This window comes from Mycobacterium innocens, assembly GCF_900566055.1.
GTDB classification, from domain to species: Bacteria; Actinomycetota; Actinomycetes; order Mycobacteriales; family Mycobacteriaceae; genus Mycobacterium; species Mycobacterium innocens.
In genome coordinates this window covers 56,577-71,561 of sequence record NZ_UPHQ01000226.1, presented here as the reverse complement: position 1 = coordinate 71,561, position 14,985 = coordinate 56,577, and the positions used below count along the sequence as shown (strand labels likewise).

The 14,985-nt window shown below is 66.6% G+C and carries 13 protein-coding genes and 2 pseudogenes; 7 read left to right on the top strand and 8 right to left on the bottom strand.

All coding sequences use genetic code 11. The features are described 5' to 3' along the window. Positions 1-553, bottom strand: a 553-nt coding sequence (locus EET03_RS22055) for a DUF222 domain-containing protein (protein ID WP_122508826.1), incomplete at its 3' end; no start/stop codon positions are given. Between the two features lie 679 nt (positions 554-1,232). Here EET03_RS22055 and EET03_RS22050 point away from each other — a divergent pair. After that, positions 1,233-2,039, top strand: a complete 807-nt coding sequence (locus tag EET03_RS22050) for an enoyl-CoA hydratase/isomerase family protein (RefSeq protein ID WP_075541554.1) — start codon at positions 1,233-1,235, stop codon at positions 2,037-2,039. 3 nt (positions 2,040-2,042) lie between these two features. On the opposite strand, the gene EET03_RS22045 is transcribed toward EET03_RS22050, so the two are convergent. The 4 genes from EET03_RS22045 to EET03_RS22030 form a co-directional block, all read right to left on the bottom strand. Beyond that, on the bottom strand, positions 2,043-2,912 hold the full coding sequence (locus EET03_RS22045) for an LLM class flavin-dependent oxidoreductase (protein ID WP_075541555.1): 870 nt from the start codon (positions 2,910-2,912) through the stop codon (positions 2,043-2,045). Positions 2,913-3,110: 198 nt separating this feature from the next. Continuing rightward, positions 3,111-3,872, bottom strand: coding sequence for an STAS domain-containing protein (locus tag EET03_RS22040; protein ID WP_075541556.1), 762 nt, complete (start codon positions 3,870-3,872; stop codon positions 3,111-3,113). A gap of 513 nt (positions 3,873-4,385) precedes the next feature. Further along, positions 4,386-5,372, bottom strand: a complete 987-nt coding sequence (locus EET03_RS22035) for a DUF4873 domain-containing protein (protein ID WP_244232482.1) — start codon at positions 5,370-5,372, stop codon at positions 4,386-4,388. Between the two features lie 251 nt (positions 5,373-5,623). After that, positions 5,624-6,544, bottom strand: a complete 921-nt coding sequence (locus tag EET03_RS22030) for an AurF N-oxygenase family protein (RefSeq protein WP_063471237.1) — start codon at positions 6,542-6,544, stop codon at positions 5,624-5,626. Between the two features lie 124 nt (positions 6,545-6,668). Here EET03_RS22030 and cobF point away from each other — a divergent pair, with 124 nt between their 5' ends. The 6 genes and pseudogenes from cobF to EET03_RS22005 all read left to right on the top strand — a co-directional run bounded on the left by cobF (position 6,669) and on the right by EET03_RS22005 (position 11,524). Further along, a complete protein-coding gene (gene cobF / locus EET03_RS22025; protein WP_075541557.1) occupies positions 6,669-7,424 on the top strand; it encodes a precorrin-6A synthase (deacetylating) in 756 nt (251 codons plus the stop codon). Positions 7,425-7,562: 138 nt separating this feature from the next. Then, positions 7,563-9,272 (top strand): PE family protein, encoded by a 1,710-nt coding sequence (locus EET03_RS22020; protein ID WP_099193733.1) that lies wholly within the window; start codon positions 7,563-7,565, stop codon positions 9,270-9,272. Between the two features lie 108 nt (positions 9,273-9,380). Further along, positions 9,381-9,828: pseudogene (locus tag EET03_RS22015) on the top strand (PE family protein); the annotation flags it as partial. A gap of 66 nt (positions 9,829-9,894) precedes the next feature. Then, a pseudogene (locus tag EET03_RS31865) lies at positions 9,895-10,137 on the top strand (DNA-formamidopyrimidine glycosylase family protein); the annotation flags it as partial. A gap of 132 nt (positions 10,138-10,269) precedes the next feature. After that, positions 10,270-10,758 carry a zinc finger domain-containing protein gene (locus EET03_RS31860; RefSeq protein ID WP_425271550.1) on the top strand — a complete coding sequence of 163 codons (489 nt, stop codon included), beginning with the start codon at positions 10,270-10,272 and terminating at the stop codon, positions 10,756-10,758. A gap of 16 nt (positions 10,759-10,774) precedes the next feature. Beyond that, a complete protein-coding gene (locus EET03_RS22005; RefSeq protein ID WP_075541560.1) occupies positions 10,775-11,524 on the top strand; it encodes an SDR family oxidoreductase in 750 nt (249 codons plus the stop codon). An 80-nt stretch (positions 11,525-11,604) separates the two neighbouring features. Here the strand turns inward: EET03_RS22005 and pgi are convergent, their stop codons facing one another. Genes pgi through EET03_RS21990 form a run of 3 tightly spaced genes read right to left on the bottom strand, consistent with a single transcriptional unit; the run spans position 11,605 to position 14,673 of the window. After that, positions 11,605-13,269, bottom strand: coding sequence for a glucose-6-phosphate isomerase (pgi, locus tag EET03_RS22000; RefSeq protein WP_075541561.1), 1,665 nt, complete (start codon positions 13,267-13,269; stop codon positions 11,605-11,607). Positions 13,270-13,323: 54 nt separating this feature from the next. Continuing rightward, positions 13,324-14,304 carry an esterase family protein gene (locus EET03_RS21995; RefSeq protein WP_075541562.1) on the bottom strand — a complete coding sequence of 327 codons (981 nt, stop codon included), beginning with the start codon at positions 14,302-14,304 and terminating at the stop codon, positions 13,324-13,326. A 60-nt stretch (positions 14,305-14,364) separates the two neighbouring features. Beyond that, positions 14,365-14,673, bottom strand: a complete 309-nt coding sequence (locus EET03_RS21990) for a chorismate mutase (RefSeq protein ID WP_063471231.1) — start codon at positions 14,671-14,673, stop codon at positions 14,365-14,367. Between the last annotated feature and the right edge of the window lie 312 nt (positions 14,674-14,985).

The window sequence follows — 14,985 nt, the reverse complement described above, 5'->3', positions numbered from 1 at the left end:
CGGTGTAGCTGCCGTCGGGGTTGAGGCAATCGGTGAGGGTGGCGGCCAGCTCGGCGAGTTGTTCGGGGCGAAACTGGCTGGCTTGGCGGGCCAGCTGGGCTTCGGCGCGCTCCCGGGTGGCTTGGTCCACCCAGCCGGGTAGCTGCCGGCAGAACCGGCGGATCACCGTGATGTGCTCGGCGCCGATTTTGCCGGCGCGTTGGGCGGCGGCGGTGGCGGCCAGCGCCGGGGCGATCGGCTCACCGGTCAGCGCGCGCCGCGGCCCCAGATCGGCGGCGGCGTTGATCCGCCGGGTGGCCTCCGCGCGGCTGGTCAGGGTCCATTCGGCGATCGCATGCGAGAGTTTGCCGCCCAGTTCTGCGGCGCTGGCTTGGCGGGCCAGGTGGTTGATCAGCTGATGCTCGGGCACCGGTAGGCGCCGGCGCACGGTTTCGCAGCGCCCCAGCAGCGTCAACCACTGCGCGGTGCTCAACGCGTCAAAGTTCAGGCCCATCACCGCATCCAGCGCCGCATCCAACCCGTCGAAGGCCGCCGTGATCGCCTGCCAATCCATGAACCCAACCTATCGGCGGGCACCGACAAAAACCGGGCAGAAACCGACTGCCCAACAACCGATTCCACATTTCACCCACAGCGAACAACGCGCCGGACTTGCCACGACCACCACACCAGTCACAAGACAGACCCAACACCCGAAGTGCCCGCCTATCCGCGACAATCCGAGCAGCGCAACGGATCTGTCGCTACAAGCCGGGCGCAACGCCTACCCCCAACCCCCGGCGACTCAAGTGACTATCAGCACTTTGCATATCCGGACACCCCCAGAGACTCAAGTAACTCAAGTGCCTGGTGCGACCCCGGCTCGACATCGGAAAGCCCTTCTGTCACAAAGGGAACTGTGGCTAACGCTGCGATGTCGGCCAAGTTGGTGGGCAATGAGGTTCGCTAGGCCACCGAGGTCGCCGATCTGGTCGACCGACACCACTCCCCAAGCCGCACTCGGATGCTGTTGCGCCGCAGATCACCTTGCCCGACACACAGCTGCGCTATGGCCAGCCCCGGCCTTGCGATGGGCCATCCGCGGCGTGACAGAAACCGATCCGTCAACAACGCCTGGCTTGCCCTGGTACCCAGCACTGCGACCTGCTTTGGGCAAGGACTACCGCCTGGACGCGGACCGTTCTGGCCGGGCCAAAACGCCTCCTCTATCAGATCCGGGCTACCGTGCGGGTATGGCCGCAGTCGAATTGCAGACGCTCGACGACGACATCGCGCTGGTCACCTTGAATCGGCCCGGGCTGCTGAACGCCATTGACGGCTCGCTGATCGACGCGATGGACGACGTGCTCGATGTTCTCAACCGGGCCGAATTCCGGGTGGCGATCCTCACCGGAGCCGGACGCGGATTCTGCGCCGGCGCCGACCTCAGCGGCACCGGCGAGCCGTGGGTGAAAGCCAAGCCGATCAGCCCCGCATTCAAGACCAACTACGACTCCCAGGTGCGGCTGGCCGATCTGTACCTGCGGCTCTACGAACTGCCCATCCCGGTGATCGCCGCAGTCAACGGGGCCGCCGTCGGGGGCGGGCTGGCGTTCGCGCTGCACTGCGACATCCGGATCGCTTCCGAACAGGCCCGGTTCGGCTCGGTGTTCATCAAGGCCGGCTTCTCGTCGATGGATATGGGCACCAGTTACCTGTTGCCGAAAATCGTCGGTGCGGGAGTGGCGCGGGAACTCATGCTGACCGGACGCATCATCGACGCGGCCGAGGCCTACCGCCTCAAGCTGGTTCATGAGGTGGTGGCGCCGGACGACCTGTTGACGGCGACGCTGGCCAAGGCTCGCGAGATCGCCGACAACAACGCTTTCGGCGTGTGGCAGACCAAGGTCGGCCTCAACACCGCGCTGGACGCGCCCAGTTTGCGCCATGCCATCGAGATCGAGAACCGGACCCAGATGCTCACCGGCTTCACCAATAACCCGGCCGAAGCCGCCAGGGCGCATCGAGAGAAGCGGGCACCGAAATGGGATCCGTTGTGACACTTAGACTTTGGCGATCACCTTCTCCGCGTACCGTTCCAGGTGACGGATCTTTTTCGCCAGTGGCTCGGTGTCGGGTCCCTTGATGTAGGGCCACCGGAAGCCCACGATGACGTCGGTGACGCCCTTGTCCTCGAGCCGCTTGATACCGTCCACGGTGTAGGCGTCCATCGAGATCACATGGATCTCAAACGGGCCGGTCTTCCCCTGCTCGTCACGAAACCGCTTGACCCGGGCGATAAGTCGGTCGAGTTCCGCGGCGCTGGTGCCGCCGCCGTGCATCCAGCCGTCCAGGCGCGCCGCGCGCCGCAGGGCGGCGTCGGCGTGGCCGCCGACCAGGATCGGGATCGGCTGGGTGGGAGCCGGGCTCATCTTCGTCTTCGGGATATCGTAGAACTCGCCGTGGAATTCGAAATAGTCACCGGTGGTGAGGCCTTTGACGATTTCGATGCATTCGTCGATGCGCTTGCCGCGCTTGGCAAATGGGATGCCCATCAGCTCGTAGTCCTCCGGCCACGGGCTGGTGCCCACGCCGAGTCCCACCCGGTCGCCAATCAGCGCGGCCAGGGAACCCACCTGTTTGGCCACCAGCGCCGGCGGCCGGACGGGTAGCTTGAGCACGAAGAAGTTGAACCGCAGCATCGTAGTGACCGCGCCCAACCCGGCCGTCAGGACGAAGGTCTCGATGACCTCCTTGTCCTCCAGGAATTCCCGATTGCCGTCCGGGACATAGGGGTACTTCGAGTCGGACTCGTACGGGTAGGCCAGGCTGTCGGCGATCGTCATGCTGTGGTAGCCGGCCGCTTCGGCGGCCTGAGCCAGCGGAATATAGAACGTCGGGTCTGTCAGCGCCTCTGCATAGCTGAACCGCACGTCATCCGTACCTTTCGTGAGCGAGCGTCATGCCCGAATACTAGAACGTGTTCTCATTTCGCCGGGCGGGTGGCCGAGTGTGCGTCGCCGGTGCCTGCTGTGCCGTCCGGGCGGAACGCAGGGCAGCCACCCCCGAAACCGCCGACGCACGCTCGACGCACCGGCGCCCGCGCTCGTCGGCAGCGGGATCATCACCCGCTACAGCTGGTTTTCCGGGCCGATGATCGCCCAGACCGTCTTGCCGGACGATGTGGGGGTGCTGCCCCACGCTCGGCACAACGCATCGACAATGGCCAGGCCCGAAACGTCGATCCCCTTGGGCGGAGATTTCAGCCGCACGGCGGGGGCAGTGCTACCGTCGGAGACCGCGATCGTCGCTGTCGGGCCGTCGCTGAAAATGCGCACCACCGGGTCGCTCCCGGTGTGTTTCAACACGTTCTCCACCAACACATTGACGACCACCAGTGCGACGGGGATCAGCCCCGGCTTCGACCAGGAGGTGAGCCATTCGCGGACCAGTTGCCGCGACTGCCGAAGGCTGTTCAATTGCGCGGGCAGTTGTGCCTGGGCATGCCGGACGTTGCGGCGCGCGAGCCGGCCGACTGCCTTCATCGCCCCTTTTTCGGTGGGATAGACCGGCATGAATTGAGCGACTCCGGAGCGGGTGATCGTGTCCCGGCCGGCGCGATTTGCGCACACCAACACGATCGGCACGTTCGGTCGGGTGTCGGCCTGCCAGCGTGCACCGATAAAGGCCGACCACGCCGCGTCATCGGGAACCTGCAGCCCGGTCACGTTGACGATCACCGCGGTCGGCTCGTCGAGCGTCGCCTTCATGATGCTGTCGCGCAGCGCCGCCGAGTTGGCCGCGCCGAGCACTCCCTCGACCGCCAGCATGACTGCCGACTGCTCGAGTCGTGTCGCAACGGCCAGCGAGGTCGACTTGGCGACCGCGCTCACCGCGGCTGACCTTCCCGGGCCGTCCCATCCAACCGCGGCCCGCGCGTCGCGGCGGCAAGCCTGTTGGAACAACGGCGGGACGTCATGAACCGGCCTCCCGCGTCCGTCCGGTGTCCGGTTCCATGTCCTGCTCCTCGAACTGGCCCCTGCAATTGCTTGCGGATGCCGCACGCGTTAGCGGCGGAGACTTCCATCTTCGGCCAAGTATCCCGATTTGTGCACGGCCGGTGGCATCACCGGACCGTGGGATGATTGATCGTGGCGGTCGCTCGTCGGCGCACCGGCGGACGCGGGTCGGGTCAATCCCCGGCGCCCGCCGCTTCCAAAACCCGAACGCTACCTCGCCGACCATGCCGCTCTCGTCCGTGTCGTCGTCTGCCGCAGCACCAGCCACCCAGGGCGGTTACCCGCAATAGGTACGCGGTCAACCTCTAGTCCGGCAGGCACTCAGCCTATCGGGATTTGCCCAGTCGAGCGGGAGGAATCGGTGCAACGATGGCGGAGAAGCCGCTGCTACCGGCCGCTTGACGGGTAGGGTGGTGCCCCCACTCCGGCCACGGAGTGCGTGCCCCAGGGTGTTTGTTCGACGATGCGGGCCGGTGCGCTGCGGTCACCGACAGTCAATGTCGCGGTCCTCGATTGGGCGAGCGAATCCCGCGGCAGGGGATCGAGAACGGTCCCCTGCCAGTGGTAATTGCCGTCGATCGGATCGAGGTGACCGGCGAGGCGGACGCGCACCGGCAGGCGGGTTCCGGCCACCTCCAATGTCGCTGTCCCGTCGTAGGTTTCGTCGTCGGGCGCATCGGCGGACAGGTCGAACGCCTTGGACACCCGCTGCGCCTCGACGGGTTTCAATTGGGCGCGCTCGTTGAACACCTGCTGAGTGCTGCGCAGCAACTCGATGCGGGTGCTGGCGGTGCGGTTCATCAGGTCCAGGCACTCGGTGACGTAGCGGAGCTGCGCGGCCATGTTGGCGTTATCGGAGCTGGAGATGAAGAAGTAGTTGGGAAAGCCGTGCACGGCGATACCCAGGAAAGGCTCCATACCGTCGTGCCAGGCCCGCCGGATGGTCACCCCGCGCGCTCCAACCAGTGTCTGCTCGGGCAGCTGGTCGGGGATGGCGAAGCCGGTGCCGTAGATGATGGCGTCGGCCCCGTACTCGACACCGTCGTTGGTGCGGACGCCCGACGGCGTCAGCGCAGCAATCGCCGATCTGGCCACCCTGGGCGATCGCCGCGGCTGCCCGCCGCGCAGCTGGCGACGCAGCCATCGCCGGGCCCGGGTGGTCTGCAATGGCAGGTCGGAGACCACCCGGCGCGGTGCATGGGCGACGACGGTGACCGAGTCCGCCGATTCCACGAGCCGGTCGAGGTGACGGGCGAGTGCGGTGTCGACGCCTACCGCGGCGATGCGCTTGCCGGCGGCATTGAAGGCCGGATCCCAGGCCGCCGCATGAAACGATTCGCCGCCAAAGTCGTTGCGCCCAGGCAGATCCGGTATCCACGGGACATGCGGCGGCCGGTGGGCGGCGATGACGACGCGACCTCGGACAACCTCGCCGCCGCCGGTACGCACTGCCCAGGTGTCGGTGTCGTCGTCGAACACCGAACCGAGCACTTCCGCCGCGGGGTTGGCTGCGCTGTCGATGATCACGATGTGGCCGACACCGGCGGCCGTCAACGCGGCCTTGGCGGCCCGGCCGCGGGCACCCGCGCCGACGACGACCACGTGGTGCACGTCGGGTGCCTGGATCACAGAAACTTGCTGCGCTTCCAGGCGCGGCGCGCGATCGGGCCCATCAGCCCCACCTCGGTCAAAAATGCTGCCAGCGGGGCGAATCCGGCTATCTGCATCTGGTAGCGGTGTGGGCTGTTGCGCGCGGTCATGCGTGCCCGCTTCGGGTCGAGGCCGGCGCGCGCGTACGGGATCGGATTGCTGAACAGGTACCGGAAGAAGTACCCGCCGAGGCCGTTGATGTTGGCCATGAACCATCGGTTGAGCCGCGGCATTTCGGCCACCCGCTTGCGTGCGCCATCACGCGCGAATTGGATATGGCGGGCCTCTTCGGTGACGTGAATCCGCATGAGCCGCTGGATAATCGGCTGCAGTTCCGGGTCGTCCATCATCTGTCGTTGCAGCGAGTCGAAGATCTCCTCGCCGATCAGCGCGGCCACCCACAGCATCGAACCTCGCTGGAAGGCCAGCGGAAGCGCGTTGATGACCATCCGGTGCAGCCGCCGGGGACGTATCGGCTTGGCGCCGATCCGCTCGATGGCCTTGCCGAACATGACCATGTGGCGGGTCTCGTCGCCGAGCTCGGTCAGCTTGTAATGCGTCGACCGGCTGGTCGGGTCCTCGTGCAAGATGGTGCGCAACAGCGACTGATTGAGCATGTTCTCGAACCAGATCCCGGCCGAGAGCGTATTGACTAGTTCCTGGCGGGAAAGCTCGATTTGTTGTTCGCGCGTCATTTCGTCCCACATCGGGGTGCCGTAGAGCGAGACGAGTTTGGGCGGCAGATAGAACTTGTCCGGATCCAGCGGGGCATCCCAGTCGATGTCGACGACCGGCTCATAGGACTTCTTGACCGAGCCCTTGAGCAACCGCTCCGAGAACTCCTCACGACTGGGTCCACTTGACTTGGACCCACTTGGTTTCACCGCGGTGGTCATCGTTGGTGTCCCTTCATCAGGTGGTTCAGACGTTAGGGAGATCACACTCGATAGTCAATACCCAGGGTACTAGGTACCGGAGGTCTCGGGTAGGCATTTCGAGATCTGAATTACGTTGTGTTGCATGGGCCGGCACATCCACGTCATCGGCATCGGTGTCGGAGACCCCGACTACCTGACTGTGCAGGCGATCAACGCGCTCAACGGCACGCAGGTGTTCTTCGCGATGGACAAGGGCGAGACCAAGAGCGACCTGGCGGCGCTGCGGCGCGCGATCTGCGAGCGGTTCATCCGCGAGCCGGGATACCGATTCGTCGAGCTGCCAGACCCCGAGCGCGCGACCGACACCGACTACCGGAAAGCGGTCTTTGACTGGCATGCGGCGCGCGCGCGCATCTGGGCGGCGGCCATCGCCGCCGAACTGGGTCCCGACGGTGTGGGCGCCTTTCTGGCGTGGGGCGATCCGTCGCTGTACGACAGCACGCTGCGCATTCTGGAAGCGGTGTCTGCCGAGGTCGACATCAGCTACGACGTCATCCCGGGTATCACCGCAGTCCAGGCGTTGACCGCCCGGCACCGCATCCCGCTCAACGACGTGGGTGCGCCGGTTCTCATCACCACGGGCCGGCAGCTGCGCGCGAGCGGCGTGACCGGCTCGGCAGTGGTAATGCTCGACGCCGACTGTTCGTTTCAGAGCTGCCCGCCGCAAACCCGCATCTGGTGGGGCGCTTATCTGGGTACTGCCGACGAGTTGCTGGTGGCGGGCACGGTCGGCGAGGTCGGCGCCCGCATTGCGGCACTGCGTGCCGAGGCCCGGGCGCGGCATGGCTGGATCATGGATACCTACCTACTACGGGCCTCTTGCGGGGCGCCAGATTAAGCCCTGCATGAGCTTTTTGACGGTTTGGCAAGAAGCGTGCGATTGGGCCCCTGGTTCGCGATAGCATCGGTTATCTCCGCATTGTGTCGCACGTCACTTCGCGATTGCGGGGCCTTTGCAGTGACGGGGAGGTCGTAAATGTCGTGGGTGATCGCCGCGCCCGAGTATGTGGCTGCAGCGGCCGACGATCTGGCAGGTATCGGTTCGACGCTTGGCCAGGCGAACATGGCAGCGGTGGCCCCGATATCGGGCGTGCTGCCCGCGGGTGCCGACGAGGTGTCGTTTGCGGTCTCGGCATTGTTCGACGCCCACGCTCAGGCATATCAGGCGCTCAGCGCCCAAGCGGCGCTGTTTCACCAGCAGTTCGTGCAGCTCATGACCGGCGGGGCCGGACAGTACGCCGCTGCGGAGGCGGCCAACGTGCTGCCGATGCAGGTTGCGGCTGACGCGGTCAACAGTCCCGCGCAGGCGCTCACCGGGCGACCGCTGATCGGCAACGGCGCCAACGGCGCCCCGGGCACCGGGCAAAACGGCGGGCCCGGCGGGTGGCTGCTGGGCAACGGCGGCAACGGCGGCTCCGGCGCGGTGGGCCAAAACGGCGGCAACGGCGGATCGGCCGGGCTTTGGGGCAACGGCGGCAACGGCGCACCCGGCGGGGCGGGTGCCGCCGTCCCTAATGGAGCCGGCATGCCGGGTGGCAACGGCGGCACCGGCGGCAACGGCGGGTGGCTGTACGGGCTCGGCGGACAAGGCGGCACGGGTGGCAACGGCAGCAGCGCCGTCGCGGTCCCCGGCGGAGCGGGCCTTAACGGCGGCGCGGGCGGCAACGGAGGCCCCGGCGGCAACGGCGGGCTGCTCTTCGGGCAGGGCGGTGTTGGCGGAGTCGGCGGCAATGGCGGCAACGCCACCGGGGCCACAAACGTCTCCTCACTAGGCGGCACAGCCGGATCGGCCGGCAACGGCGGCGACGGCGGGCACAGTGGTTGGATCTACGGCGACGGTGGTGCCGGCGGTAACAGCGGCAACGGCGGGTCCTTCGTGCCTGGCAGTGGGATCATCGACGGCGCAACCGGCGGTAACTTTGCCCCGACCGCTGGAAAAGGCGGCAACTCCGGCTTGTTCGGCAACGGCGGTCCCGGTGGCAACGGCGGATTGGGCGGCGCCGGCCAGGCGGCAAGCGGCGACCTGACGGTCGGCGGCCAGGGCGGCGATGGGGTCTCCGGCGGCAACGGTGGTAACGGCGGCTTCATCTGGGGCAACGGCGGTCAGGGCGGAGCTGGCGGGAACGGCGCCGACGGCGGCGGTAACAGCGGCACCACCCTGTCCTTCAACGGCGGCGGCGGCTTCGGCGGGTTCGGCGGCTGGGGCGGCCAGAGCGGGCTGATCGGTAGCGGGGGTAACGGCGGCGCCGGTGGCAACGGCGGCAACGGTGGCAGCGGTGGCAACCGCGGAGGCGACGCCGGGCCTGGCGCGCTCGGCGGCTTCGGCGGCGACGCCCAGCTGTGGGGCAACGGCGGCGCCGGCGCCAATGGAGGCAACACCGGCAATCCCGGCAACCTGAACGGCGGCGGCACCGGCTCGGTGTACCAGACCAGCAACGGCGGCAACGGGGGCCAGGGCGGCTTCTTCGCCGGCAACGGCGGCAACGGCGGCAACGCCGGCACTATCCCCGCTGGCTTCATGGCCCCGGCGGAGAACGGCATCGGCGGCAACGGCGGCGGTGCCCAGTTGGTCGGCAACGGCGGCAACGGCGGTGCCGGAGCCGGAGCCAGCCAGGGTGGCACGGGCGGCACCGGTGGCCGCGGCGGCGATCTCTTCGGCCAGCCGGGCGCCGACGGGCCCGCATAGCCGTCGCAGTCGCCAGGGTTTGCTCAAACGTCGGCTCCGGCCGTTGCCGTCGCACACGATCTATTTCTAGGGTTGCGATCCGCGTGGCCGTTCTCAAGAGGCCGCCGGATGTCGTTCGTGACCGCGTCGTCGGAGTTAATGGCTTCTGCAGCAACCGATTTGACGAGTATTGGCTCGTCGATCACCCAAGCCAATGCGGCGGCGACGGTGCTGACGGCCGGGGCGTTGGCAGCCGGCGCCGACGAAGTCTCGGCAGCTATCGCGGCGTTGTTCGGCGTGCATGCCCAGGCCTATGTCAAGCGCTGAGTGCCCAAGCGGCGAACACCCATCAGCAGTTTGTCAAGCTCATGAGTGGCGGCGGGGCGCAATACGCCGCTGCGGAAGCGCTTAACTTAATGCCGCGCCGCTGCAGCAGGTCACGACCCTGATCAACGAGCCGGTGGTGGCGCTGACCGGACGGCCGCTGTTCGGCGATGGCTTCAATGGTGGCGCCGGCGGCAGTGGCGGTCTCGGTGGTGCCGGTGGACTGCTCGTCGGCCAGCCCGGCGCCAACGGCCCTCCATAGCAGGCAAGCTCGACAGGTCGATGGACACCTGCCTGACGCGGTCGGCAGACTGAACAGGTGCCCGAACTGCCCGAAATCGAAGCACTGGTCGACCATCTGCGCCGGCACGCCGTCGGTTTGCCGATCGGCCGCGTCGACGTCGCCGCGCTGTCGGTGCTCAAAACCTTCGATCCACCCGTCAGCGGCCTACCCGGCCATACCGTCACCGGGGCCGACCGGTGGGGAAAGTACCTGGGCCTGCGGGCGGACCCGCTGTGGTTGATCGCTCACCTGTCGCGGGCGGGCTGGCTGCGATGGTCGGACAAGCTGGCCGCCGCGCCGCTGCGGCCCGGCAAGGGGCCGATCGCGCTGCGCGTGCATCTCGGTACCCCCGGCGATGCACCGGGTTTCGACCTCACCGAGGCCGGCACCCAGAAGCGTCTGGCAGTTTGGCTGGTCGACGATCCGAAGCAAGTCCCGGGTATCGCTGCGCTCGGGCCGGATGCGCTCCAACTAAGCACCGAAGACCTGGCCGGGCTACTGGCCGGCAATACCGGACGCATCAAGACCGTCATCACCGACCAGAAGGTGATCGCCGGCATCGGCAACGCCTACAGCGACGAAATCTTGCACGTGGCCAAGATCTCGCCGTTCGCCACCGCCGGCAAGCTGTCGGCCGAACAACTGGCCACCCTGCACGACGCGATGGTGTCGGTGCTGTCCGACGCGGTGCACCGATCCGTCGGCCAGGGCGCCGCAATGCTCAAGGGGGAGAAGCGCTCCGGGCTGCGGGTGCACGCCCGCACCGGCTTGCCCTGCCCGTTGTGCGGAGACACCGTGCGGGAAGTGTCGTTCGCGGACAAGTCTTTCCAGTACTGTCCGACGTGCCAGACCGGTGGCAAGATGCTGGCCGACCGGCGCATGTCGCGGCTACTGAAGTAGTCGATATGCTGCCCGGATGACCCGTCGGAAAATCCTCATCACCGGCGCCAGCTCCGGCCTGGGCGCCGGGATGGCCCGGGCATTCGCCGCCAAGGGCCGTGACCTGGCGCTGTGCGCCCGTCGCACCGACCGGCTCGACGAGCTGAAAGCTGAACTGTCACAACGGTATCCAAACGTCAAGATCGCCGTGGCGGCCCTGGACGTCAACGACCACGAGCAGGTGCCGAAGGTGTTCGCCGGGCTGAGCGACGAGCTTGGCGGTATCGACCGCGTCATCGTCAACGCAGGTATCGGCAAGGGCGCCAGGCTGGGGTCGGGCAAGTTGTGGGCCAACAAGGCAACCATCGAAACCAATCTCGTGGCCGCCCTGGTGCAGATCGAAACGGCGCTGGAGATGTTCTCCAACAGCGGTTCGGGGCATCTGGTGCTCATTTCCTCGGTGCTGGGCAACACGGGGGTGCCGGGCGTCAAAGCCGCCTATGCCGCCAGCAAGGCCGGGTTGAGCTCACTGGGCGAATCGCTGCGCGCCGAGTACGCCAGGGGCCCCATCAAGATCTCGGTGATCGAGCCGGGCTACATCGAGTCGGAGATGACGGCCAAGTCGAACAGCACCATGTTCATGGTGGACAACGAAACCGGCGTCAAGGCACTCGTCGACGCCATCGAACGCGAGCCCGGACGGGCCGCAGTGCCGTGGTGGCCGTGGGCGCCGCTGGTGCAGTTGATGCGGGTGCTGCCGCCGCCGCTGACCAAGCGCTTCGGCTAACGTCCCCGGCGCGAGCAGACGCAAAAGCCCCCAACACGCCGGTGAATACGGCGCTTTTGCGACTGCTCGGCGCAGGTTCGTCAGCCGGCGCGGCCTCGTTCGGTGCGGTAGCGACGCACCAGCGCGTCGGTCGAGCTGTCGGACTGCGGCCCGGGCGAGGCGTCACCGGTGATCACCGGAAGCAGCGCCTTGGCCTGGGTCTTACCCAGCTCCACCCCCCACTGGTCGAACGAGTCGATCCCCCACACCACACCCTCGGTGAACACTTGGTGCTCGTACAAAGCGATCAGCTGTCCCAGCACCGACGGCGTCAGCCGGTTGGCCAGGATCGAGGTGGACGGCCGGTTGCCGGGCATCACCTTGTGCGGCACCACCTCGGCCGGGGTGCCCTCGGCCGCGATCTCCTCGGCGGTCTTGCCGAACGCCAGCACCTGGGTTTGGGCGAAGAAGTTGCTCATCAACAGGTCGTGCATGCTGCCGGTGCCCTCGACGGTCGGCAGGTCGTCGAGCGGTTGGCTGAAGCCGATGAAATCCGCCGGCACCAACCGGGTTCCCTGATGCAGTAATTGATAGAAGGCATGCTGGCCGTTGGTTCCCGGTTCGCCCCAAAAGATTTCGCCGGTGTCGGTGGTCACCGGGGTGCCGTCGGCGCGGGTCGATTTGCCGTTGGACTCCATGGTCAGCTGCTGCAGATAGGCCGCGAAGCGGGCCAGGTCATTGGAATACGGCAACACCGCACGCGATTGCGCACCCATGAAGTTGGAGTACCACAGGCCGACAAGACCAAGCAGCGCAGGCGCATTGGACTCCAGCGGCGCGGTGCGGAAGTGTTCGTCGACGATGTGGAACCCGGATAGGAAGTCGCCGAAGGCTTCTCGGCCGATGGCGGCCATCACCGACAGCCCGATAGCCGAATCGACCGAATACCGCCCGCCCACCCAATCCCAGAAGCCGAACATGTTGTCGGTGTTGATGCCGAAGTCGTCGACCAGGCGCTTGTTGGTGGAGACCGCGACGAAATGCCTGGACACCGCGGCATCGCCGAGCGCGTCGGTCAGCCAGCGCCGCGCGCCGGTCGCGTTGGTCAGCGTCTCGAGCGTGGAGAACGTCTTCGACGCGACAACGAAAAGCGTTGTGGCAGGTTCTAAATCGGCCAGTTTGGCGATGAGGTCGGCCGGGTCGACGTTGGAGACGAAACGCGCCGAAATCCCGGCGTCGGCGTAGTGGCGCAGCGCCTGGTACACCATCACCGGGCCGAGGTCCGAACCGCCGATGCCGATGTTCACCACGGTGCTGATCCGCTTTCCGGTGGCTCCGGTCCACTCGCCGCTGCGCAGCCGGTCGGTGAAGTCGCCCATCGCATCCAGCACGGCATGCACGTCCTGGACTACGTTGCGGCCGTTGACAACGAGCTCGGCGTCGCGGGGCAGCCGCAGCGCCGTGTGCAGAACGGCGCGATCTTCGGAGGTGTTGATGTGCACGCCCGAGAACATCTGGTCGCGGCGCTCTTCCAGTTTGGCCGCGCGGGCCAGCTCGATCAGCAGCCGTAGCGTCTCGCGGGTGATGCGGTGCTTGCTGTAGTCGATATAGAGGTCACCGGCAGTGATCGTGAGATCGCGGCCGCGATCGGGATCGTCGGCGAACAACTGCCGAAGGTGAGTTTCTCCGATCTGATCGTGGTGCTTGCGCAGGGCGTCCCACGCCGGGGCGGCGGTGATGTCGGGGATTGATGGCTGGGCGGTCATGATTTGACCCTAATGCTCCGGGATCGGGGGCAGTGGTGCGTCAGCCGCGTCTGTCTAAGCCGTGCCCAGCACCTGCTGAAGATCGGGCAGCATGGCTTGCAATTGTGCGCCCCAATATGACCAGGTATGGGTGCCGTTAGCCGGGAAATTGAACACGCCGTTGTGCCCGCCCTTGGCTTTGTACCTGGCCTGGAAGATCTTGTTGCTGATCCGCGTGGCGGATTCCAGCAGGCTGGCATCGAGCTTGCCGGCGACCTCCAAGTCCGATTGGCCGCCGTTGCCGGTATACACCCAGATTCGGGTGTTGTTGGCGACGAGTGTCGCCGCATTGGCCGTCGGGTCGTTGGCCGCCCAGGCGGGGTCGGCGGGTGGGCCCCACATCGCCTCGGAGCGAAAACCGCCAGCGCCCAGTTGCGCGGCACTGACCAATGACGGCCATTGCCCGGCGGACAGGTTGAGAAAGCCCGACATCGAGGCCGCGTAGCCGAAGTTCTGCGGATGTTTGGCGGCCAGGATCAGCGCCGCCGATCCGGACATCGACGCACCGACCACCGCGTTTCCCGAAGTGCTGACCGCCTTGTTCGTCGCCAGCCACCGCGGCAGCTCTTCGGTCAGGAAGGTTTCCCACTTGTACGTCCAGACCCCGCCGTTGCCGGCCGCGGGCTGATACCAATTGGAGTAGAAGCTGGCCATGCCGCCGACGGGCATGACGAGCGACAGCCCGGATTGGTCGAACCATTCGAACACCGGCAGGTGCATGTCCCAGCCGTTGTAGTCGTCCCGGGCGAGCATGCCGTCGAGCAAATACACCGCATGGGGGCCGCCGCCCTGAAATTCCACCTTGATCTGGCGGTGCATCGACGGTGAGGGCACCATCAGATACTCGATCGGCAGGCCGCGCCGCGACCACGCGGACGAGGTGGCCGAGCCAGCGGCCAGCATTGCCAGCATTGCCAGCAGGGCGAGTATTGCCGTTGCCGAAACGACCATCGCACGGCGCAGTCGCAAAACCCCAGCTGACTTTGCTGTAACCATTTCGGCGGAATGTACCGCAGAAACCAGGATATCTGCGATAAGCAGCGGAAATGTGATCTATTAGTGACCGAGACGACCCCGGCCCAGCCGCAAAAGGAGCATTGCCAAGTGCTTACCGTCGGGTCCGAGCTCGCTGTAGCGCTCGATGACCTGCATCTCGCGATTGTGCACCAGCCGGGTGCCTCCAGAGGCCATTCGAACTCTGCCGATCGCCTGCGACACTTCGGCGCGCCGTTTGACTGCGGCCAGGATTTCGCGGTCTAACCGGTCGATCTCGTCGCGCAGTTCCTCGATGCTGGGCAACTGTTGGGTATCGGTGTTCATCTCCGCTGACTCCGCGTTCTCGTGATGTGGGGATTCTGGTCTCATCCGGTATCGGGCCTCACACAAGAGACGAGCCCCGAATCGCCGAAGCGGACCACGGGGCTCTGCGAAAGCAGCTAGACCACGGGCACCGCTGGCCGGTACCCGTAGAAAAATCGGCGCTGCCTGTTGAGCACCAACCGAGTGTGCCACCAAGGGCCGCGGCTGCGCAAAAAGCCGGCGACCCGTTGGCCGGAAATCATGGCGGGCAGGTTGCGGCAGCTGGACCCTGTCCGGTCCTGCGGGTTCGCCGCGTGCGGCGAAGCGTCGATTCGGTTGGCGAAAAGTAGCGCGAAAACGCCCATCATGCCGCAATGC